The following is a 23,485-nucleotide window of genomic DNA, read 5'->3' as shown; positions in this document are numbered from 1 at the left end:
GTTGCCCGCAAAGTTACTAAAACTGGGCGAAGTTTATTTTGCAATGGGCGTCCAAAACACCTCCTCTAACCACCCTTCGATAGAATATTTATAATAAATATCATTATCTAAGTCTTGGTAGGGTGTCTCAAAAAAACTGCTTTCCAAGACCATGTTTTTCCTATTCATATAGTAGATATTGTTGGGGTTATAAAAATCATAGTCTAAAATTTCCTTGTTGGTCGTTATTATCTTCTTTTTGGCCCCTATCATTTCAATAGTGCGCATGGTGAGCCCTTTTTGACTAGGATGTTGGATGTCCAGGACCACCCTGCTCTTTGATATCTTTTGAATCAAAGCTTGTTTGCCTAAGGAGTTGAACTCAAAATCTGATATTTTGGCGGTCTTGAATGACTTGTTAGCGGCTTTTTGGGCGTAAAACAGCTTCTTGCTTGGAAAGAACATAAAGAAATCAACGTTCTTGCCTAATTTCCCGCATTCTTTTTTTACATCCATCAACAGTTGATAACGATCACTATGTACAGTGCCTACGAACAAAAGGTCTGTAACGGTCTGTTCGTCGCAGCCATTAATATCTCTGAACATGTCAAGAAAAAACAAGGGTCTAAAATGAAATCCATATTGAGGAACAAGGCTATCTTCCTTATCAAATGTAAGTTTTCGATCAAAATGTGGTAACAGGTCCAAAGTGTATTTCTTGTTTTTCAGGGAATCCCACATATAAAGAACAAAGGTTGCCGCCCGCTGATTTTCTCGCAATAGCCGAAGGTTTTGGGGGGATATCGCCTCTGCATTAAGAAACACTACAAAATGATAGGTATCCTTTTTTAATTGTGAAATAATCCTTTGGTAATACCTATCTATTTTTTTTGATAGTAGGGATTTGTTAAGACGAATAATAGCCTTGGTAACGAAATCATTTCCCGGACGCTCATCAAAATAATCTACTTCAGCCCCAAAAGATTCCAATTTATTTGCAATTTCTTGACCGTAACCAAAAAATTGGGGTGAAAAAAGTAGGATTCTTTTACTAATGAAGGCTTTCGTCGTTTTCATGCTACTTCTTACTTAATTTTCTCTCCTATTTCCCTTTCCACAAAACCCTCTATGATAATATCCGGCTGTACTTTGCCAACATAATATTCCTTATATCCCCATATATAGGTTACTTCGTAAAAATGCAATGAGAAGAACTGGATTAAACTATTCGAGAATGAATCCCTAAAAATTAGAGCTTTTATTTTGTTACCGCAATGTTCGTTTCTTGTTCGAACGGTTAATCTTGGAAACCCATCTATTGGTAAATATTCTATTTGGTCTTTGTTTTCCTTAATAGTAAATTTTGGGTTTTTTTCCTTAAAAAACCCTTTGTTCCTAACGCCGAGCATTTGTATAAACTCCCCGCCGGAATAATCCTCCCATCGGATTTCAAAGTCTTCCTCAGACTTTGGTAACATTCCAAGTGCCTCCTTATTTGCGTTAAAAAAAGAACGGTATGCCAAGAAAGCTCCATAATCGTTCCAATGGGAATCGAACTTATGATACAACACTTTTTCTCCCTTTGATTGCAATAACTCTGGTCTAACATCGTGTAACTTAATAGGGGAGTTATCCTTTGCAAGTTGCTGAAGGATTTGGTCTACCCTAGAGAGGGTATCCTTTATCTGCACTTTCATTGTAATCGGGAGATACTCGGGGTAAATACTGTGCTTATTAGGCCAAAAGGACAAAAAGTACTTTCGCCCCTCTGCATCGAACCGCTTTTTTTTGTCCTCCCACTTGTTTATGACCATACGCAGGGTATCTTGAGGAAGTAAGTTGGTCCTAGCATAACTTTTAAACATTCTACTTCCTTCCATCTTGTTGTAAAAAAGCCATTTTTTCTTCCCAAATTTCACAAGTTCGGGATGTATCGAGGATCGAAAAAGCTTCGTTCTGTAGGTGCCTCCCCAGTTGACGAGATTATTTCGGAGGCCAAAATTATCATTGTAATAGGTTTCAAATTCCCTGGTAAATGATTTACTCCATGAATACTCCGGCATTTCGGCAAGTTCCCTTTTCTCAAGGTTCTCCAAGGGTTCAGTAAGCTGTAGTTGGTTCTGCAGCGTAGGCAGTATGAGAATAAGAACGAAGGCTCCTACAAAGAGGGCTTCTGGTGAAACGGAAATTCGATTTACGTTATATCCCACAAATAAAAAAATGGCCAAGCAGATAAAAGCTGAAATCAGGTATGGATATTGGGTAAGCTTGTTCTCGCTGATCGACTCCATTTCCGTGGAGCTGTCCACCGAAATAAAATAGGGGTCATAAACGGGTTTCATGTTAATGGTATCTCGTTTTCCCTCAAAGCTCCCGTTTTTGGATTGAGCAACATACTTGTTTGGCGCAAACAACCTCTTAAATTCCTCAATTCCATATACCAGTGCTCCCCCCTTTTTGATAAACCTGATTTGTTTAATATTGACAGTCCCTTGGTTCAAATTTTCTCCGATATCCAACCGCAAACGAAAAAGATCGTAGATGTTGGGGAGTTCAAAGGTGATATTCTGAAATTGTTGAGATCCGGTAACTTTCGTCCGAACTGAATTGGCAATCTGAAACTTCGATTCGCCCCTTTCCCAATAGAACAGTTGGAAAACGTCATCCTGTGGGACTTTTGCATTCAGTACCACCACCATTTGCTCCAATTCTTTGCTCTCGGATTTTTTCAAATAATTGGCCAAGAACAAAAACGTTGCCATCCCTAGCAGGGCTACGAGATACCTCTTTCCGATGTTATTCAATATCATTATCTCAAAATCTATAATAAATAAAAGGGTTATAACTGGATTGTGCCAATTCTATAATGGACAATACCAACAAGGCGATATAAAAAAAATAAATCCCAGTTCTAAACCCTGTCCGTACCCAAGTCGACTTAACCTTCAAAATGGCTTCATTCATTCTTTGACGTACCGGCATGGAAAAAATAATTGCTAATAGCATTATAAACAGCACATAAGGGTTTACATAGATTAGAGCAGTAGTATCGTCCCCTCCAGACCGTCCGATCATATTGTTTAAATAAGCGAATGCATCGGTCATCGTTTCTGCCCTGAAAAATACCCATCCCACGACAACAGTTCCCAAGACATAAATATGCTGAAACATTATAGGCCATTTTTTAGTATCTAAAATCCCGCTTCGCTCCAATATAAGAAAGGCACCATGGAAAAGGCCCCAAAAGACAAAGTTCCAACTAGCCCCATGCCACAGCCCGGTAACAAAAAAAACAATGATCAAATTGGCATAGGTTCTCCCTAGGCCTTTTCTGTTGCCCCCCAAAGGAATGTATAAATAGTCCCTGAACCAGGTTGAAAGTGAAATATGCCATCTTCTCCAAAAATCCTGGATAGACTTAGAAATGTAGGGATAGTTAAAATTCTCCTTAAAATTGAACCCCAACATTTTTCCCAATCCTATGGCCATATCCGAATAGCCGGAAAAATCAAAATATATTTGAATGGTATAGCATATAATGCCCATCCAAGCGGTAAGGGTAGATATTTCAGTAACTGTAACAGAAAATACCTGGTCGGCAATTAGGGCGGCACTGTTTGCAATAATTACTTTTTTGGCAAGGCCACGGATAAACCTAATTACTCCCGCGGTGAACAAAGACACATCGATAGAACGCTCCTTTATCTCTTGGGCAATATCATGGTACCGCACAATGGGGCCTGCAATCAACTGTGGAAAAAACGAGATATATAACCCCAAATGAAAGAGGTTATGTTGCACTGGAGTTTCTTTTCGGTGCACGTCCACCAAATAAGAAATGCCTTGGAAGGTAAAGAATGAGATCCCAATTGGCAAGAGAATATTTTTATGGTCGTATTCCAGGTAAAACCCCATTTCCTTGAGGGTCGCTACAATGAAATTGGCATACTTGTAATAAAACAAAAGGCTAAGATTGACGGTCACCGCCAAGGCCAAAATTATTTTAGAATAGCTGTGCTTGCGTTCGAGAAAATACGAGATACCAATTCCTGAAATGTAATTGACACTTATAGAAGAAAGCATAAGTAAAACTAGGATGCCCTCACCCCATGCATAAAACACCAAACTGGCAAGAAGGAGGAAAAAATTTCGATACTCCTGTTTCAATAAAAAATTGATAGTCAAAACCAGCGGCAAGAAAATAAAAAGAAAAACCGTAGAGCTAAATACCATATTGGAAGTAAAACTTAGTTGTTTTCTGGTTTCTTAAACCAAACGCGCTTGCATAGGTTGATTACAAGGTCATATCTGATCTTTATTTTAGTGTAAAGGGAATTTTTACTTTTATTACCTGCGGTGGAGGCGGTATTTTGGTGCCTTCGATAATAAATAAGAGGTTCATCGATATAAAAGGTAGAGGCCGTTGTTTCGGCAATCATTCCCAGCCAGATATCATGCATCGCCAAATTTCGCGGAAAGGGAAGGGCCCTTTCCAAAATAGCTCTTCTAAAGGCCATCGTGGCCCCCAAAAACTTAACTTTAATCAAATTGGACAGTGTGCCGGTCTTCTTTCTGGAATCTTTAAAGAAAAGCTCGTTTTCCTCTATTTTTTCTCCTTGAAACATGGCCGCATTTGAAAATACCAATGCGTATTTTTTTAGATAGTGAACACATTTCTCTACCTTATTATCGAACCAGATGTCATCTTGGTCGCATAGGAAAATAAGGTCCCCGCTTGCCCTTTTCAAGGCATTTTCGAAATTGAAGATCAGATTTTGATGGGTTGAGTGAAATAGTTGTATTCGCTCGTCAGCGTAAGACTCAATGATATCGACCGTTCGATCTGTGGAACCATCGTCCGAAATAATCAATTCGTCATTGGCGGATAATTGCTTCAATACAGAGTCCAGTTGCTCCCGTAAAAATTGCGCTCCATTGTAGGTGGCCATGCAAACTGAAATCTTCATGCGGTCAGGGATGGTATCTGGGTGCAAACTTAAGACAAATCCAGGTGTTTGCTATGGCTTTGAATGGTTAGGAAACAAAAAATTGTTGAAATAGGTCTTTAAAAACTGCCATTCCCTGTACCGCCCCGTTAGTCTCAAGGCCCTAAGAAAAACGACTCCATTATACTGAAGCCAATCCCAAACCCCTCTTTTTTCGATATTTCGCGCCCCTTCGCAATAATACTTAAACCGGTTTGCCTGACTGGAATAAGAAACTTCGTCATCCGAGAAATCCTGTTGGCATTCCACATCCATCACATAAAAATCGGGATATCGCTTTCGAAAACGCTCAATAAACTGAAAGTCGGCAAAATCCAGTTTTACCTGCTCATTATATCCTTCAACACTAAAAAAAGCTTCAACGCTCACCAGCATTCCACTGTTCACCGGGGATAATCGGTCTAGTGGGTTTACACCCAATTTCAGATCATCGGGATAAAACCCCCTTTTAAATTTAAAGGTACAAGGAGAGAATATTTTGCCGTTGGCCAAACGTAGTATGGGAACAAACAGATCAATTTCCGGGTTTTGGGCCACTGCTTTTTCATAGTCGGCCAGGATGGTATAGGGCAAAACAGTGTCTTGATCGAGAAGTAAGACCCATTTATTTTGGTGCTGCCGGGCATGGGCGGCCCCGGTATTGTATGCTTTACTCACCCCGGAGTTTTTTGGGTCATGAAAATAAGTAATCCGCAATCCGGGATACTCTCCAATGCGCTGTGGGTTGGGGGAGTTGTCATAAACGAAGATATCTAGCGGGGTTCCGTTCCCTACCATTGCCACCACCGATTGGAACGACTCGGAATCATCCAGGGCGGTGTTGTATACCACGATAATAATCGAGAGGGAGTTTATGAAATCATTCATATAAGTCTGATTACGCCTATGGTGAAATTTTGCAAAATCTATTTTCGTACATTTATCCAGTACCTCAATGTAGCGTTCCATCCCACGTTCTTTTTTCTGGCACCAAAAGGAAAGGGGCCAGTAGCATTATATATCCCTGCCACAAAATTTACATCCATAGAAAACCTTAGATAGGTAACCCCCAAACCCGCTCGAATGCCCCAATCAAAATTGTCCATAAGCTCATCTACCGAATTGACACGAACATTTGGTGGAGCATCGTATAGCTGGTGCCTACCACTTAGCAAATATGAAAAATAGATTCCTCCCAATGCATATGGAGACCATTTTTTTTGTTTCCCGATGGTTGCTTTTAGCATTATGGGGAGCTCCAAATAATTAAGTGTGAGTTTTCGGGCATAATATTCGGTTTGAAATTCCAGAAAAGGGTTTTTGACGCCATCTGCCTGAAATCCTTTTTGACTATATTGCAGCTCTCCCAAGATTGACAACAGGTCGTTGAGTCTAAAATTCGCAAATCCGCCAAAGTTGACACCAAATACGTTTTGATAATTTAAAAAATCCGACGTGCTGGTCTTGCAACAACTTCTAGGGGTAGGAATAAAATGCTCCCTTAGGTTGAAACTGTTTATTCCAGCACTTATCCCAAAGTCCTGTCCATAGGAAGCGATTGAAATTAGTAGTAGGAATAAGGAAAGGATTTTTCTCATAGCTTACCTGTACATGCCCTTCTTCTTCATTTCAGCGATGGACTTTTCATAATGGTCTTCCTTGATTTCTTGGGTGTTCACCCATTCCGTGAAACAGCGAATGCCCTCTTTGAAATCGACCTTCGGTTCAAAACCCAGTTTGGCCCTTATCTTACTAAGGTCTGCATAATTATGTCGTATATCCCCAAGCCTGTAATTCCCAGTAATGGTCAATGGGGTTTCGATCCCATAGTTTTGAATTAGGGTATTGGCAACGGTAACCACATCCGTTGCCACTCCCGTTCCTACATTAAAAACTTCCCCATTGGCCTCCTCCTTTTCCAGTCCAAGAATAGTCGCATCGACCACATCGTCTATATAGACAAAATCACGGCTTTCTTTGCCGTCCTCAAAAATGTTGATGCCGTTGCCATTCTTGATCTGGGTGGAAAAAATGGATAGAATTCCGGTATATGGATTGGACAAGGATTGCCCAGGGCCATACACGTTTTGGTAACGGAAGGCCACGGGCGAGATTCCAACGGTAGGGCATACGGTCATCACCATCTGCTCCTGATTCTGCTTGGTTATTCCGTAAACCGATGATGGATGTATTTTTGATTCTTCATCAGTCGCTACCAATTCCAAGGGCGAACTGTCAGGGTACTTCACCTCAAAGTCCTTTTGGTCCATATCGGCCCCGTCCCTGTGCTCCGGATATACATGCCCCAATTCTTTGCTAAAGTACTTTCCCTCTCCATAAATTGATCTAGACGAGGCGATAATCACTTTTTTTACACCGTTGGACATATTGACCAAAAGGTCTAACATGAGTGCAGTTCCCTGTATGTTGACAGATACATATTTATTCACTTCGTACATAGACTGACCCGTTCCTGTCTCTGCCGCAAAGTGGACTATAGCATCCTGCCCTGCTATGGCTTTTTTCCAATCCCCAATATTGGTAACATCCCCTTTGATCAATTTGACCTTATCTTTTATGGAATTGTACAAGGGTGAGGATTCCTCGGGGTCTTTTCCATGGATTTGCTCTGAAAGACTGTCCAAAACAGTAATTTCATAGCCCTTGGAAATCAGTTTTAGTGCGAGATTGGAACCAATAAATCCTGCCCCACCGGTAATCAAAATATGTTTCATGCAATGATTGGTTTTTGTTCCGTGATGAATCTAAGTTTCAAAAGTAGGAAATTTGAGTCTTTATCCGTCTCTGGTAAGTTGCGATTCTTTTCGTTCATAACTGCGATTAGCGTTTTAAGTGGTAGTCCGCTATATTTGCAGACAATTATCCAAATGACATGGAATGTTGGCAATTCAACTGATTATACTATTACTGATTCTGTCAATTATCAGGTCTTTTATTCCATTAGGAAACAAGGTTTTTTCAGTATTCCTATCTTTTTTTTTAGCCCTTATATATGTCGTCCAACTCAGTTCGGTCATTGTAACCGGAGAAATTGCCGATTATAGGTTTTATGAGAATTTTAATCTAGGAGACGTGCTCTCTGTTGCCGGATTTTTTGGAAAAGAAGGGGTCTTAGTAGTCTTGGCCCTATTTGGAAGTATAGTGCTCATCCACTACCTCGCTAGGTTTATTAGGTCCAATTTTCATAATCGGCTTCCTTTGGTCGTAGGACTGGTTGTAGGTGTCATTGTGTTGAGTTTATCTGGCGGTATTCTCAATAACGCCTATTCAACAATACTGCTAAAATTTGCTGGGAACGCTTCCTTCAATGAGGCACTTTCTTCCCTTAACATTGATGAAAACCAGTACGTTGGAAAGGAAAAAATAAAGGCCTCCAAGGGAAAGAATATCATTGTTCTATCCTTGGAATCCATGGAAAAGGGATATTTGGGAGCAAAATTAAAGCACCTTACCCCAAACCTATCCGACCTAGCGAAGCGCCATTCCTTTTACAATATGAAGCAATCCCCGGCTGGAGGATGGACCTCAGCATCTATGTATACCATGGTGACCGGGGTACCTGCTTTTTTCGGGACCCATGGCAACAGTGTTTTTCAGAATAGTTATGAAAATAAACTCACGTCCCTAGCGGATGTACTAAAAAGTGCAGGTTATGATCTCCAATATTTTATTGGAAAAAAAGAGTATTCCGGAATTGATGATATGCTAAAAACCCTCGGCTTTACAGTCAAATCGGAAAAAGACTTTGACACCAAATATGACGTAGTGGATTGGGGTATTCAGGATATGGACCTGTTTGCCGAATTTAAGAAGGAGCTTCTTTTAAAAAAAGAATCCACAGAACCCTTTGCCTTGTTCCTCTCCTCAATTTCAACACATTTTCCCAATGGAGTTCCAGATAGAAGGGTTGACAGTCTATTACCCTCTCAAAAGAGCAGGTTGGAATTAATGGTCTCGGCAACAGATTATTTTGTGGGAGACTTGATAGATTTCATGGACAAGGAAGGGATGCTTTCGAATACAGTCTTTTATATATATCCCGATCATCTCTTAATGGGAAACAAATCAAGGGTTTTGGAAGATTTTGAGGAACGGTCCCTATATGTTATCACGAACTCAGAAGCTGTACGATCAACATATCGGCTGAACCAAGACATTTACCAAATTGACCTTCCTAAACTTATCTTGGATGGGGCGGGGGTCAAACATAATGCAAAGTTCCTGACCGATTTTATAATCGAGCCGGATAAAAACGCATTTTTGCGCCAGAACGATAAAAATCTGTTAAGGCTGAATGATGCAGCGCTTAAAACACTGGACTGCGAAGATGGAATTTACGTTACGATAAACAAAGAAAAGGCGGAATTTGAAATCAGGAACAGCGAAGACCTTATGGTGCTGTCGAACAAGTTACCGGATAGGGGATCGTGCCAACGTGTTTTATTTGATAAAAATCTAAGACCTTTTAATGACTATCAAATAGAGATAAACCGATTGCTCAATGATCCCAAGTCATTTGCCTATTTGGATATTTTTGTGACGAATGGGAATCTTCATGGGTCTCTTAAGGGTGAACATCACTTTGGAATCACAAAAAAAGGTACGGACGAACTAGTTTTTGACAAGGATGATTTAGCACTCTTGGGCAGTATTGCCCTTGTGGAGGATAAACAGGAATACATCATCCTTGAGAGCAATAGCTGGAACGCCAAAAAGCCCAGTAGTTTCTCAATAAGGGGTAAGAAAGAACAGGTATCTAGAGGCCTGACCCTCCTTTACTTCAATACCACGAAAATGGGGTACGAACACAGAACTTTTGATACTTACGGTAGTCGGGAGGATACGAAAGCATTTATCGGCATATTGGAAAGCTTGACGAAAGACAATGCACAGTACATCATTCTTGCCCATGACTCGGCCGCCAAAAGTCTACATCATTTTTCAAATGAACTCAAGGCATTAGGGTTAGAAAAACTAAGTGGACTATTGGACAGACAAGCCTATTTAGGCTATAGCCTTGAGGGAAAACAAATTGAGCTCGTAGATGGTACGACCTTAAAAACGGACGTTCCCTACCCTAAAGATATCAAGAATAATAACAGCTATTTTGCTCCATCCAAATTGGAATTTGTTCCCAGGACAGATCGTTATATTGCCCATGCTGGTGGAATGATAAATGGCATTAAGTATACAAATACCAGGGAGGCACTCGATTATAATTACGCGGAAGGATTTCGTCTTTTCGAACTTGACATACTCGAAACTTCCGACGGGGAGTATGTCGCCGCGCATGATTGGGGTCATTGGGCCAAAGAAACCAAATACCTGGGGAATACCCCTGTCTCCCTTTCAGAATTCAAACAGTATAAAATACGCGATAAGTACACCCCCTTGGATATGCGCACGATCAACGAGTGGTTTGGGAAGCATTCCGATGCGATACTGATAACCGACAAGGTCAATAACCCGGAAAATTTTGCCTCACAATTTGTAGATAAAAATCGTCTCATGATGGAACTGTTTAGTCTTTCTGCGGTTAAAGAGGCGGTCACGGTCGGAGTAGTCCCCTTGCTTTCAGAAAGTCTTTTGGGCAAGATTGAAGGGGATATTATGTCCTACTTGAAGGCAAACAATGTCAACCACATTGCCATGTCGCGTAGAAATATCGCCAACAAAAAGCAATTACTCTCGGCATTTAGGGAAAATCAAATCAAAGTATATGTTTATCACGTGAATTTTGATGCCGGAAAGGATGAACAACATGTCTTTGATAACGAAATAGGATTGGTATATGGTATGTATGCCGATCAGTGGATTCCTTCGTTTATGACCACTGCAGAAACCCATAGTAAATGACAAGATAATATCGTTGAGAAATCTCCATTTCATCGTCAACCAACTTTCCCCCAATGCCGCGCGAGTGAAATCCGAGGTACAGCGGTATTTTAACATGCATGAATATCTGCTGACCATTAAATTATCGAAATACAAAGGACACACCATAGAACTAACCATGGCATCCATTTCAGAAGGAGCCCAAACCATTGTAGCCTGCGGGGGCGATGGAACGGTCAACGAAGTGGCTCAATGTTTGGTGAATAAGCCTGTGTCAATGGGCATACTCCCCATTGGCTCTGGAAACGGGTTGGCCAGACACTTGGGTATTCCGACCAGGCTTTCCTCCGCTCTTAGAATACTAAAACAGTCCGACAGCAGGAAAATGGACGTTGGAAGGATAAATGACCGTTATTTTTTTTGCAATTTCAGTGTTGCCTTTTCGGCCCAGGTCATCCACTGCTACGACCAAGTGCCGCAACGGGGTATGAAAGCCTATTTCAGGGCATTTCTCAAGGCAGTTTCATCTTTTAAATATTCCTCTTTTGAGCTTTTGGAAAACGATGAAAGCTTAAAGTCGACCCCCTTCCTACTGTTACTCTCGAATACCGATCAATTAGGCTACAATAGAACCTTAACGCCGGATGCAAGCCTATTCGACGGAAAATTGGATATGATTCGGGTAGAACGATCGAACCTCTTTTTACTATCCTTATTCATGGTTTTTGCCTTTTTTCGTAAGTTTCCATCCTTTACAAGAATACATCGGAAACAATTAGAGGCCATTACTCTTTTAGGCCCTGATCAGCCACTTAAAATCCAGATTGACGGTGAGAGTTTGGAGTGGAACGTACCTTCATTAAATGTTAAGGTCTTGCCTAAGTCTTTGGAAATTATTTGCCCGCGGCCTTAATAGTTTTTTCCGGACGGTAGAACACCGTAAATAAGAAGGCAATTGTGTAAAGCGAAGTCGTAGTTCGAAATGGTGATTCCACTACCATCAACATCAACACCATGAAACTCACCAGTACCATGGTTTTGTTTCCCTGTTTTACAAATTGATAGAATAGCCATAAAAAGGCCGCAAGAAAAAGCAAGGTGCCCAACAAACCATTTTCCAGAAGATAAGTCAGGAACTGATTGTGGGAGTGGTTGACTTCCATGAGAATATCTACCCCGCCCTTATCGATAAGCAGATGGTCCGGCAGAACGGCATCGGATGTTCCTGTGCCATGGCCCAGCCAAATCTTATCCTTGAATGCAGTCCAGGTAACGTTCCATAGCTGCTCCCGTTGAACGTCCAAAACGCCAATAAAATATACGATTCCGGCAAAAATCGCCATCCAAATGGGTACCACCCATCGGGATAGGTGCCTGACAGGTAGGCGATACAAAAAAGGCAGGGCTAGGCCCATGAGCAGGGCAAAGCGGGACCCTAGAAGGATTAAAGTACATAGGGCGAACAAGGCGTACATTAAGCCATAGACCCTGGATATCCCTCCTTTTCTATAGAGATCCAAACAAAATAGGCCGCCAATCACGATAAAAAATGATAGAAAGGTGGTATGCGGATAGTATAACCAATACAAGGTAGCATGTGCGTTCGATTTTATATTGGTAAAATAGTTGAACCAATTAATATTGTAATAATACCCACTATAGAGCATCAACAACAGCCAACTCACACAAATGATGGACATCAGCACAAAAAATACCGTTATGTATGTTTTTTTGATGGCTACACCATGGGCTGAAAAATCAACCAGCACCCCAATCAGGGAAAATAATACAAAACCCAGGGGAATGGCCAGTTTGGAGGCTTCACCCTGCCCCAAAAACAATAATGGAACCAAAAAAAATACTAGTAGGGCGATTTGACTTGGACCAAACTGGAATCGTCTTTTCCGGTAACCATTCAACATGGCGTGAGCCAGTAACAACAAGCTAGCAAAGGTGACCCAGGCGATTTTTAAGGGAATTGCGCCAATAAACAAGCCAATAAATAGTAAGCTATAGTGTCCTTGTTCCTTTAATTCACCCAACCAGCGCAGTAACGGCAATACTAACAAAACCAACCAAGGGAGCACCAACAGCAGCGTTCGTTGCCATTTGGGATAGATCAACTCGTTTACCGGGTCAAAGACAATATAAGGGTCAAAAGGGGTCGTGTCGACATTCAGGGTAAAAACCGCGGCGTTCTCTTGCACATCGGAAATACCTGCCATAAAACCCAAGCGCTTCGCTATAGTCGACTTTTCCAGAAGAAAAAGGCGGCTTTTATCATTGTAAAAAGCGACAGAATTAATTTCAACCTTATTTATACCGATGTCCGAACCAAAGTCTAAGCGAAAGTGTCTAAGCTGTCCCCCTTTTCGCATCTGAAAAGGAAATCGCAGTTGTTGCCTTCCTTTACCTACGATCGCGGTAACCTGTTGGGTATTATTGAAGTTTTTTCCTGTATCGTACAATAGCTGCATGCTGCCATTCTTTGGGTATTCGGCATCCACCAAAACAGAAAAACGCCCTTCCGAAAGCAAGGATTGGAGGTGATAGCCTATCAGTATGTTCACAATCAAGGAGAGGGCCATACATAACACTATTCTGGGAACCATAGCAATTGAACCCGGAAACTTCATGAGCCAGACACATTTACAGCCATTTTTGAATCATCTCTTTTCGCGGTCTTATTGAGCGCGGTGAAGGCGGATAGCGCAATCATGAATAGTGATATTCCAATGGGATTATTAAAGAATGGATTGGTCAAAGACAACAAAATAACAAACAGGACAGCCAAGAAAAAGGGTTTTCGGATTTCGAGAAAATTTTTCTCCCTAATATAGGTGTTGTACAGGATTATAAAAAGGAGTCCCCAGAGAGATAGACCAAGAACACCCTGTTTATGAAACACTTCCAAATACCCTATTTCCATATGTACTTCCCGAACAGGCACACCGATACCAAATCCGTGGCCAATAAAAAAACTAATAGGATTTATTCGTTCCGTCACCTGTATCAGCTGCTGTATTCTAATAGAATCGCTGAGGTCTTTATCGCCAAGTTCAAAATTTCCAAAGAAATAGACACTGCCCAAGACCAGCACCGCTACCAAAATGAGCACCTTGATATTCAGTTTCAACAACAAGGGGATTCCGTAAAACAAAGCATATAACAAGCCGAACATAAGTATGAAGCCCCTGGTTCCCGTAAGAATCATGGCGGTCATCAATATGAGGATCGATATCCCTTTATATTGCGAGTTCTTACTGTGAATCCAAAAAATGAGTCCCACCACCATGTACAAAAACCCCTTATAAAAGAAAAGCCCCTGCGTTCCCCTGAAGATAAAATCTGAAGAGGACACCTTCGTATTTACATATTCATAAAAAGGCAAAAAGCTAATTTTCCCCAGAAAAAAAAGCAATTGAATACCGATATAGGCCAAAGCCATAAACAGACTAGTCTTCTGGATCAGTGAAACAATCAATTGTACCCGTTCCTTGCTATCGATAAAATAGCTAAAAAAGAGGATGCTAAAAAAATAGGACAAGGGTTTTACATCCTCGGCAATCAGTGCAAATGGAGCTCCGTTGAACCATCCCAAAACGGCATAAAACAATAAAATGCATAGGACCGAGGCCACCAACACCACGACATATTTTGGAATTTTTGCTCGATACACATAGAGCACTGAAACAATCACGATGTTCAGGAAAAAAAGCAGGATGCGCAAGGTGGCCCCACCAATTTCGAAGACCCTTCCACCACCGCCCACAAAAAGCTCCAGCAAAGTGATTATAAAAATAAGCTTAAGAAGGCTTCGCATGTTTGGCAGTAGCTATTTTCTTGTTGTGCAGGTAATTAAATATGGATAAAAATACAACAATAAGATATCCGGTACAGAATTCGGCTAGAATTTTCAGATATCTGCCTTGGCCTATTCCTCTTAGTGTCAGAAAGGTCAGGAATTAGGGAAGTTTGTGGGGTTCAAAAACGAAAAAGTGAAGTTCTAAAGGTCTTATACACATCTACAATACCCCGTCTGAAAATAGCGCGCATCTTCAATCGATACAAAGTCATCATCCCAAAAAGATAGTATGGAAACTGGTTTATAATTGGTTGAAGCAGCCCAAAAGGAAGTAGCCGTCCCGAGACCGGAATAATCGTAAAACTGAAACCTCGACAAATTACCCTCGGGCAGTACAGAAAAGTTTGTTTCATTGGTAGCCTCATTCGGAGCTGCCCATAAATCAGTACCCTTTGACTTTAGAAGCCTTCCAGCATTTTGAACTCCCCCAGAATAATTGACTAGCTGTAGCCATTCTTCCACCGTAGCGACATGCCATCCTTGTGGACAGGAAATGTCTAAAACAGAACCGTAAATAAGTCCGTAGGTTTTATAATTATCCAATGATATTGTATAATCGTAATCATAATCAATGGGCCAACCTGCTCCGTCCAACTCCCCAGAATATCCGTAGACTTAAGCTTCATTTTCTCCAAAAACAAGTCCCCTCGAGTGTTTTAGATTTTCTGCCATCCATGTCAGACCATCAATAGTAACCCACTTGTATTCCATATTGTCCCGGACATCAATAAATGAACCTTTATCGGTAAAATATTCAGTTGCAGTACTAAATGAGATTTGTTCCCCATAAATTTAACTCTCACCAATTTTGGCATAGGCTGGTGCATAATATTGTGTGCTTCTATCTAGATCGACCATATTAATCTGGTATTCTGCAATACCATCGAATACGGTATTGCTGGATGCTTGTTTAAAATCATTTATGGTCGGGTTTTGGGACTTACTCCAGCATAGCTCTTTTTTGGTTGTTTCCGTTAAAGGAGTTTTATTGGCCACATACCCCTCCGAAGCAGCAAAATTTAACCCAATATTAGAAATAGGAAGCGTTGCTATTTCGGCCTGAACAGCATTTTCATCCTTGGAGCAACCGCCAAGAGCAAATCCGATAAACAGCAGAACAATAAACTTGAATCTCATGGAATTTGATATTAATCCTTACAATGGTATGTCGATTTATAAAGAAGTTTAAGGGAAGGAATGACATTATCACATTTTCATAAACCTAGATATCATGATTATTATTTTATCAACAATCCTAAATATTATTACCCTACCCCTTTTTCTCTCAAGACCTGTTTCAAGAAATCCAAGTTATTGCCCTGCCTCATTATACCGAAAACTGTCAATAGCCAGAGTGCAGCACAGCCCAAGACGATCCAAAGACCGCCACTGGTCACATGATGTATCATTCCGTAGATGATAATGGTAACCGCCACCAAAAAGAGGTTCGATAGGGAATGGAGCTCAATAGAAGGTACTTCTATCCTGCTATAGGCAAAATACATTCCAAACAGAATCAGATGAACCAAGACACTGATCCACGCCGCTGCTAGGATACCATATTTTGGAATACATATCAGGTTTAAAAGCAGGCTCACAAACAACGAGACACTAACAGTGATTACCCGGTAGACCTGTTTGTTCGAAATGGTCAAGATATTCCCCAATAAGGTGGACACCGTTCGCAGAATCACAACAATGGAAAACGGCAGCACCAGAGCAGCGGCCTCTTGGTATTCTTGAGTGTATAGAAGTGTTAGCACTTCGGTCTTAAACGAAGTGAATGCAAGAAAAAGGGAACAGCCAATAATCAATAGGTACAAAAATAGCTTTGATACAAGTTCCCCAACGTTTTCCTTATTAAAAAATTTAAAGGATAGATAGGGCAATAGTACGTTCGACATAATATCCGAAAACACCATCAAAATCAATATGATCCGAAAAACAGCTTGATAAAGTGCCACCTCCTTGGCCCCAAGGTAAACCGAAATGATCTGGGTATCCACCATAAAATAAAAGATGCCCAAAATTCCAAACACCCCAAAAGACCAACTGTTTTTAAGCAGTTTGCCCATTAATTTTCCGTCATAGGAGAACTTAATGAAATCGAATTTACACAGTACTGTCGTCCAAAGCAGCTGCATGGCCTTGGCGGCCAGCAGACATAAAACCAATTGTAAAAGGCTCAGTTTCAAGTGCCAGTACAGCACTACGGAAATGGTTACAGCCAAGGCATAGACCAAATTGGACTCGGTATACTTGTTAAACCTATTTTGGACTTTTAAAAGCGATTGTAGATAAATGGTGAAAGAGGCCACGACAGCGAACACCAGGTACAAGCCACCCACTTGTAGCCATTGACCATTATAAAACAGCAGTAGGTATATATAGAAAAAAATGCCACTTACCGCCGCCAGGACCATTTTGGAGAGCAGGCTATTGGCCAGGTACTTGCCACTTTGATCGCCTTGTTTAGGGTAGTCCTTAATGACCATTAGGGAAAAACCGAAATCCGCCACAATGACGGCCAATGCCGAAAGGGAAAAACCAAAACTTAGTATTCCAAAATCTTCCACGGCCATCAGCTTAGCAAGTGCGATAAAGACAATACTGCCGGTATAGAGTTGTAGTACGGAGGTGATTAAGGACCAAAAAAGATTTTTGGATATGGTGGCCATAATTGTGGATCAGTCGATTTGAACGGTGCCTTCCAAGCCAGAGACGTAGTTCTTGTTGATTCTTAATTCCTCCATCCAGCGACGCACTGAGAGTGTTTTATGGTTCCCTGTATCATATCCTTTCTGATCGGCCCTATTGTTCCATAACCATTCAGGGGTAGGCCACAAGGCATATTTGGCGCCTACGAGCCGATAGAATTCTTTGTCCACCCCTTCCTGCCCATGATGGGCCATCTGTACATAATCGGCCCTTAACTTTTCCGGTGCGGTAATCTCCATTATTTTCTTGCCCCCCAGAGGTCCCATATCCCCAAGGAACAAAATAGACTTCGACTTGCTTGAAATTTTAAAGACCAGGGAAGAATTGTTGATGGCGTTCCAGGTGATATCGGGCATGGTTGTACTAATAATTTCGATTTGCACGCCCTTTCCCAATTCATAAACCGCCTCTTTTTGGGGAACGAGCAGAGGGATTGACGATGTTTGCACGGTGTTGAGGTATCTCGAAAAGGTGTTTGCGGCAATCTGTTCGTGTTCGATAACCCAAAAGCTATCAGGGGGCGCATGCAGCAACCGTTCAATATGGATGGTATTCGCGGCCAGAATTTCCAAAAGCGCATTCACATGGTCTGTATGGCCATGGGTAATGATCCAAGTATGTACGGTACCCCCGAGTTGTTTAAGGTAACTTTCCAGATAGGGTGCCGCAAAGGCCCCACCGCCGTCGACCACCACAACTTTGCCATCATCGGTCCGGATGATATACCCCATCTGTACCTCCTGAAAAAAGGGTTCCAACTGCCAAAGGGAAAAATCTTCGGTACGGTCTGGAAAGGACTGGATGGCCAGTTCCCTAGTGTAGTCGTCAGAATTGGAACAGGAAAAAAGAAATATCATGAAAATCCAGTGCCATTTCACACCAAAAATTCCGGGCGTTTTCTTTTCCAATAAGGAGAACAACCGTTTCATTTCCCAATAATTTCAGTCCGTATTTATCTTTGCGCAAAGACCCCGTATAAAAGATACTTTTTGATTTCCTTTAATTTATGCAATAACAGAAAAACCAACGACTTTTTTATTTGCAAAGGGGCCAAGCCCCCCGGTCTATTTACCTTATTTCGAATAACCTTGTCTTGGGCCTCGTATTTTTTCAACTTGCTTTTGCTGATTTCCTGGAGACCGCACTTCAAAAGTACCCGATTTACAAACCCTGAATAGGAGCTCGAGTACCCGCGGTACAGACCTTTGTTCCGTTTGTGCATGGCAAGGTAACGTACTACCAAAAAAGTGATGTCAAAGGGCTCTTCTGTCGTCCATTCCTGATCAAAAAGATTAAACTTGCCATTCTCATCAACAATGATATTGAAAGGCAGCGCATCGAAAAATTCGGGCCTGACCAGGGAAGCTGCCCCACTGTCATGAACCAATGTCTCCGACTTCAAATAATTTACCCAGTCCACCATATATCCCTCAAATTCAGAAAAACGTCTCTTAAACAACGCCCCGGTAATGATATGGTGCAAATTAGCGCCTATAATATAGTCCGATTCGTTCTGAATATGCTGCGACAGGCCGCTACCCACAGCTACAGGTTCATTCCCTAGTCGGCTTTTCCGAACCCTAATTTTATCTTCCCCCAGAATATGGAAGGAAGCACGGGTATTGTGGGGCTCAAATCTATTACAGGTATAATACTCTGCCAAAAGCGATTGACCTAGCAATTCTTGGTTCGTGCTTTTGGAGGCAACAATTAAAAATGAGTTGGAAAGATCCTTTATCAATCCATTTTCAGCCAAGGAGTCCCAAACCAAATATTCATTGAGCAAATTTGCTTTGGGCCTGGGATTATAGTGTCGGTCCTTGGTAAAACGAATCAAATCAGCCGCGTTGAAGTCATCGTTTTTCAAACCGCTATCCGTGATCACCACTTTTGGAAGTTTATAATCTGGAAAAGGATATAGAAATTCGGTGGATTCAAATCCGCTTTTTTTCAACATCCCCTCGATTTCATCATGGCCAAAAGTGGTGATGTCCTTTTCTCCGTACCTACTTTCAAGACCAAAGTAGGCCTCTGCAAAATGGTCTTCATTATAACCGGAGAAATATTTTAGACCCAATTTGTTCTCAATGGCAATCACAAGGGAACCATCGGGCTTTAAGAGGCTTGCATAACTTTTCAAGGCTGTATAAAAAGGATTGTCACGATTTGAATACTTGGCAGTATATTCAAAAACACCTATTAAAGTGATAATATCGAATTTTTCCTCAAACTCAACATCCTCTACATTACTGCACACCACAGTAACATTTTCCAGATCTCTACAGCGCTCGGCGATACACCTTGCTCTCGACAGGCTTCCCTCGACCGCAGTAATTGTCGCTCCGGTCTCGCCCAAATACCTTGTTATAGCCCCGCAACCAGCACCGATTTCCAGTACCTTATGTTCCTTCTTAATCTTTAAGGGGCGTAGAATATTGGCTCTAAAGGTGGTCAAATGATACTCGCTGCTCCAATCCCGGATACGTTCAAAGAGTTCCATTGAGAAAATGGAGGTATCTTTTGCATTTTTCAAGGAATCAAAGGTATACTGTTCGCTTTTTGCGCCATCACTATAGTCGATGACTTTACCAGGATTCAAGTATATCCCATATTCTTCATTAAATGCCAACTCTTTTACTTTCATATTTTCTTTTAGTGGTTTCCCTCTTCTATTTTTTTTAACGCCGTGACCAAACTATCCCTCCAATAAGGGATTTCTATATTAAGTGCCGCTTTGATTTTTGACTTGTCCAGTACGCTAAAAGCCGGTCTTCTGGCGGGCGTTGGATATGCCTCCGCTTTTATAGGTAACAGTTTTACCGCCGTACCGCTCAAATCAAAAATAGCCTTTGCAAAATCGTACCAACTGGCTACTCCTTCATTACTAAAATGATAGGTGCCAAAGGCATCGACTTTTTCCGTAATAATTTTCAAGACCAGTTGAGCTAAATCACCAGCGTAGGTAGGAGTGCCGATCTGATCAAACACCACACCCAACTGTTCCCTTTCAGCACCCAGTCTAAGCATGGTTTTCAAAAAATTGTTCCCATGTTCGGAATATAACCAGGAGGTCCTTAGGATATAATGATTGTCCAGCGCGTTTGCTGTTGCCACCTCGCCAGCCAGCTTCGTCAACCCATAGACACTTAGAGGGTTGGTCTTATCTTTTTCGGTATAAGGTGAAGAACTGTTGCCGTCGAATACAAAATCCGTCGATATCTGTATAAATACCGCATTCTGGGCCTTGCAGGCTTCCGCAAGGTGTTTCGCGCCGTCTACATTCACCTTTTCCGTCATCTCATTCTCGACCTCTGCCTTGTCCACTGCGGTGTAGGCAGCACAATTCACACAAACCGACATACGGTTTTGATCAAAATAGTTCTCTACGGCCATTTGGTCCGTTATATCAAGTTCGTCTAAATCTATAAAGGTAAAATCGTAGTACGGATAATCTCCCGCGATATCCCTTATGCAAGTGGCCAATTGGCCTTGACCTCCCGTAACTAGAACTCGCTTCATATCCTCGCACTGTCAAAAGTTGGCAATACCGAGTCCTTTTCGGAAACCTTTAGCTGATCGGACGGTAATTTCCAATCGATATTCAGGGTAGGGTCGTTGTACAGAATACCTCCCTCCGCATCTTTATGGTAATAATTATCGCATTTATAGAAAAACTCAGCAGTATCTGTCAACACCACAAAACCATGGGCAAAACCTCGAGGTATGAATAATTGTTTTTTGTTTTCATAACTGAGTTCTACCGCCACATGTTGTCCAAAGGTGGGAGAGTCTTTACGAAGATCTACCGCAACATCAAGAACGGTACCACTAAGCACCCTTACCAACTTTGCCTGGGCATATTCCCCAAGCTGGTAATGTAGGGCCCGTACCACGCCCTGGGTAGAGAACGATTGATTGTCCTGTACGAAATGCACTTCAGATCCGACAGCCTTATTAAAGCGTGCGGCGTTAAAAGATTCGGTAAAATAGCCCCGTTCATCACTGAAAATGGCAGGTTCGAGGATAAAACAACCATTTAGTCTTGTTTCTGTCACCTTCATTGATGCTTATTTAAGATTCCCAGTAGATTTTTTCCGTACCCACTTTTCATCAACGGCTCAGCCAGTCGCTTGAATTGCTCTTTGTCAATATAGCCCATTTCATAGGCCGCTGTTTCAATGGCCCCGATTTTAAGCCCTTGTCGTTCCTCGATTACCTCTACAAACTGGGATGCCTGCATCAAGGATTGGAAGGTACCCGTATCGAGCCAAGCGGTTCCCCGGTCCAAAATACTGACACTCAGCTTTCCCTTTTGAAGGTATACTTTGTTAACATCGGTAATCTCGAGTTCCCCCCTTTTGCTGGGCGGGATATTTTTCGCGATTTCCACGACGCTGTTATCATAGAAGTAGATACCGGGCACCGCGTAGTTCGATTTGGGTTCCTCCGGTTTTTCCTCTATACTGATGGCCTTACCCATTTCATCGAATTCCACCACGCCATAACGCTCGGGATCATGTACCCGGTACGCATAGATAATGCCCCCATCGGGATCATTATTCGACTGCAGTAGTTTTGCCAACCCAGACCCATAGAAGATGTTATCGCCCAGGATCAAAGCGACTTTGTCGTCCCCAATAAAGTCAGCACCAATAATAAATGCTTCGGCCAACCCGTTCGGGGCCTCCTGTACCGCATAGGAAAAAGAGCATCCGTACTTCTGTCCATCACCAAGCAGTTCTTTGAACAAGGGAAGGTCTTTTGGGGTAGATATAATCAATATTTCCCGAATCCCCGAATACATCAACGTGCTCAAAGGGTAATAGATCATGGGTTTGTCATAAATAGGCATCAACTGCTTACTCACCGACAACGTTAAAGGATGTAGACGTGTTCCGGAACCGCCTGCTAGTATTATTCCTTTCATTTATTTCTTTTTTAAGTCCTTCCCGACGGCTCATCGGGATATGGCTACATTTAACCACTTACTGCATTAGTTCTCTTGGTACATTTTTGCATAGTATTGTTGATAGTCCCCAGAAGTCACGTGATGAAGCCAGTCTTCATTTGATAAATACCAATCAATTGTGCGTTCCAAACCTTCCTCAAAGGTAACCGAAGGTTCCCACCCCAATTCCTTTTTTATTTTGCTTGCATCGATTGCATATCTGAGATCATGGCCCGGACGATCCTTGACATACGTTATAAGTTTCTCGGATGCTCCTGATGGCCTATCTAATTTTTGGTCCATTAGTTTGCACAATAATCTCACTAAATCGATATTCTGCCATTCATTAAAGCCTCCGATATTGTAGGTTTCGTGATTCTTACCTTTGTGGAATACCAAATCAATCGCTGCGGCGTGGTCTTCAACGAACAGCCAGTCACGTGTGTATTTTCCATCCCCATAAACCGGTAAAGATTTATTTTCTAAGATATTGTTGATAAACAAAGGAATGAGTTTTTCAGGAAAATGGTTGGGGCCATAATTATTGGAGCAATTTGTGATAACATAGGGGAGTTCGTATGTCTCACCATAGGCACGAACAAAGTGGTCGGAACCAGCCTTCGATGCCGAGTAGGGTGAATTTGGGTCGTAAGCAGTGGTTTCAGTAAACAAACCTTCAGCGCCTAAAGAACCATAAACCTCATCGGTACTAATATGATAGAATCGCTTCCCTTCGTAGTCATCGTTCCATAGGTTTCTAGCAGCATTTAAAAGGTTCACGGTACCAATGATATTGGTCCGGACAAATGCCAACGGATCGCTTATCGAACGGTCTACATGTGACTCGGCCGCCAAATGTACGACACCGTCAAAACGATGCTTTTCGAAAAGGTCGTTGACAAAGCGCTCATCTACAATATCCCCTTTAATAAAATGGTAGTTAGAGGCATCTTCAATGTCCTTTAGGTTTTCCAAGTTGCCTGCATAGGTAAGGGCATCCAAATTGTAAATATGATACTTTGGATATGTATTCACGAATTTCCGAACGACATGGGAACCAATAAAGCCCGCACCTCCGGTAATTAAAATATTCATAAAAAGATGTTTTATGTTATAGGAATGACCAAATTGTCA

The 23,485-nt window shown here is 41.7% G+C and carries 20 protein-coding genes; 2 read left to right on the top strand and 18 right to left on the bottom strand.

Annotated features, from left to right (window positions below; translation table 11 throughout):
• Window positions 1–33: 33 nt before the first annotated feature.
• The 7 genes from FK220_RS07070 to FK220_RS07040 all read right to left on the bottom strand — a co-directional run bounded on the left by FK220_RS07070 (window position 34) and on the right by FK220_RS07040 (window position 7,699).
• Entirely contained in the window at window positions 34–1,056 is a 1,023-nt protein-coding gene (locus tag FK220_RS07070; RefSeq protein WP_152573545.1) for a hypothetical protein, read from the bottom strand.
• An 8-nt stretch (window positions 1,057–1,064) separates the two neighbouring features.
• The gene (locus FK220_RS07065; protein ID WP_152573544.1) at window positions 1,065–2,789 is read right to left on the bottom strand and encodes an alginate O-acetyltransferase AlgX-related protein; all 1,725 of its coding nucleotides are present in this window, start codon (window positions 2,787–2,789) and stop codon (window positions 1,065–1,067) included.
• A 4-nt stretch (window positions 2,790–2,793) separates the two neighbouring features.
• Window positions 2,794–4,062 (bottom strand): MBOAT family O-acyltransferase, encoded by a 1,269-nt coding sequence (locus FK220_RS07060; protein WP_238718922.1) that lies wholly within the window; start codon window positions 4,060–4,062, stop codon window positions 2,794–2,796.
• Window positions 4,063–4,226: 164 nt separating this feature from the next.
• A complete protein-coding gene (locus FK220_RS07055) occupies window positions 4,227–4,946 on the bottom strand; it encodes a glycosyltransferase family 2 protein (RefSeq protein ID WP_152573542.1) in 720 nt (239 codons plus the stop codon).
• A gap of 51 nt (window positions 4,947–4,997) precedes the next feature.
• Window positions 4,998–5,852, bottom strand: coding sequence for a glycosyltransferase (locus FK220_RS07050; protein ID WP_166204807.1), 855 nt, complete (start codon window positions 5,850–5,852; stop codon window positions 4,998–5,000).
• Window positions 5,853–5,890: 38 nt separating this feature from the next.
• The gene (locus tag FK220_RS07045) at window positions 5,891–6,562 is read right to left on the bottom strand and encodes a porin family protein (protein WP_152573540.1); all 672 of its coding nucleotides are present in this window, start codon (window positions 6,560–6,562) and stop codon (window positions 5,891–5,893) included.
• Between the two features lie 3 nt (window positions 6,563–6,565).
• Entirely contained in the window at window positions 6,566–7,699 is a 1,134-nt protein-coding gene (locus FK220_RS07040) for an NAD-dependent epimerase/dehydratase family protein (protein ID WP_152573539.1), read from the bottom strand.
• 163 nt (window positions 7,700–7,862) lie between these two features.
• On the opposite strand from FK220_RS07040, the gene FK220_RS07035 reads away from it, so the two are divergent.
• Window positions 7,863–10,841 (top strand): sulfatase-like hydrolase/transferase, encoded by a 2,979-nt coding sequence (locus tag FK220_RS07035; RefSeq protein WP_152573538.1) that lies wholly within the window; start codon window positions 7,863–7,865, stop codon window positions 10,839–10,841.
• Between the two features lie 13 nt (window positions 10,842–10,854).
• The gene (locus tag FK220_RS07030; RefSeq protein WP_166204805.1) at window positions 10,855–11,733 is read left to right on the top strand and encodes a diacylglycerol/lipid kinase family protein; all 879 of its coding nucleotides are present in this window, start codon (window positions 10,855–10,857) and stop codon (window positions 11,731–11,733) included.
• Here FK220_RS07030 and FK220_RS07025 read toward each other — a convergent pair.
• The 11 genes from FK220_RS07025 to rfbB all read right to left on the bottom strand — a co-directional run bounded on the left by FK220_RS07025 (window position 11,714) and on the right by rfbB (window position 23,446).
• Entirely contained in the window at window positions 11,714–13,408 is a 1,695-nt protein-coding gene (locus FK220_RS07025) for an O-antigen ligase family protein (protein ID WP_166204803.1), read from the bottom strand. The two genes, FK220_RS07030 and FK220_RS07025, sit on opposite strands and share 20 nt — an antisense overlap.
• Before the next feature lie 44 nt (window positions 13,409–13,452).
• Window positions 13,453–14,643, bottom strand: coding sequence for a hypothetical protein (locus FK220_RS07020; RefSeq protein WP_152573535.1), 1,191 nt, complete (start codon window positions 14,641–14,643; stop codon window positions 13,453–13,455).
• Window positions 14,644–14,835: 192 nt separating this feature from the next.
• Entirely contained in the window at window positions 14,836–15,279 is a 444-nt protein-coding gene (locus tag FK220_RS07015; RefSeq protein WP_152573534.1) for an FISUMP domain-containing protein, read from the bottom strand.
• Window positions 15,280–15,477: 198 nt separating this feature from the next.
• A complete protein-coding gene (locus FK220_RS07010) occupies window positions 15,478–15,822 on the bottom strand; it encodes a hypothetical protein (protein WP_152573533.1) in 345 nt (114 codons plus the stop codon).
• Between the two features lie 128 nt (window positions 15,823–15,950).
• Entirely contained in the window at window positions 15,951–17,363 is a 1,413-nt protein-coding gene (locus FK220_RS07005; RefSeq protein ID WP_152573532.1) for an oligosaccharide flippase family protein, read from the bottom strand.
• A 9-nt stretch (window positions 17,364–17,372) separates the two neighbouring features.
• The gene (locus FK220_RS07000) at window positions 17,373–18,332 is read right to left on the bottom strand and encodes a ComEC/Rec2 family competence protein (RefSeq protein ID WP_152573531.1); all 960 of its coding nucleotides are present in this window, start codon (window positions 18,330–18,332) and stop codon (window positions 17,373–17,375) included.
• Between the two features lie 23 nt (window positions 18,333–18,355).
• Window positions 18,356–20,047, bottom strand: coding sequence for a class I SAM-dependent methyltransferase (locus FK220_RS06995; protein WP_152573530.1), 1,692 nt, complete (start codon window positions 20,045–20,047; stop codon window positions 18,356–18,358).
• An 8-nt stretch (window positions 20,048–20,055) separates the two neighbouring features.
• The gene (gene rfbD, locus FK220_RS06990; protein ID WP_152573529.1) at window positions 20,056–20,922 is read right to left on the bottom strand and encodes a dTDP-4-dehydrorhamnose reductase; all 867 of its coding nucleotides are present in this window, start codon (window positions 20,920–20,922) and stop codon (window positions 20,056–20,058) included.
• Complete coding sequence (gene rfbC, locus FK220_RS06985; RefSeq protein WP_152573528.1) at window positions 20,919–21,464, bottom strand: dTDP-4-dehydrorhamnose 3,5-epimerase; 546 nt, start codon at window positions 21,462–21,464, stop codon at window positions 20,919–20,921. The genes rfbD and rfbC overlap by 4 nt, the downstream gene beginning before the upstream one ends.
• Window positions 21,461–22,330 (bottom strand): glucose-1-phosphate thymidylyltransferase RfbA, encoded by an 870-nt coding sequence (gene rfbA / locus FK220_RS06980; RefSeq protein ID WP_152573527.1) that lies wholly within the window; start codon window positions 22,328–22,330, stop codon window positions 21,461–21,463. The genes rfbC and rfbA overlap by 4 nt, the downstream gene beginning before the upstream one ends.
• 66 nt (window positions 22,331–22,396) lie before the next feature.
• Window positions 22,397–23,446, bottom strand: coding sequence for a dTDP-glucose 4,6-dehydratase (rfbB, locus tag FK220_RS06975; protein WP_152573526.1), 1,050 nt, complete (start codon window positions 23,444–23,446; stop codon window positions 22,397–22,399).
• Between the last annotated feature and the right edge of the window lie 39 nt (window positions 23,447–23,485).

The organism is Pelagihabitans pacificus (assembly GCF_009371985.2).
Lineage (GTDB): Bacteria > Bacteroidota > Bacteroidia > Flavobacteriales > Flavobacteriaceae > Pelagihabitans > Pelagihabitans pacificus.
Note: the sequence above shows the minus strand (reverse complement) of the source record. Positions and strands in the feature narration are given on the sequence as shown.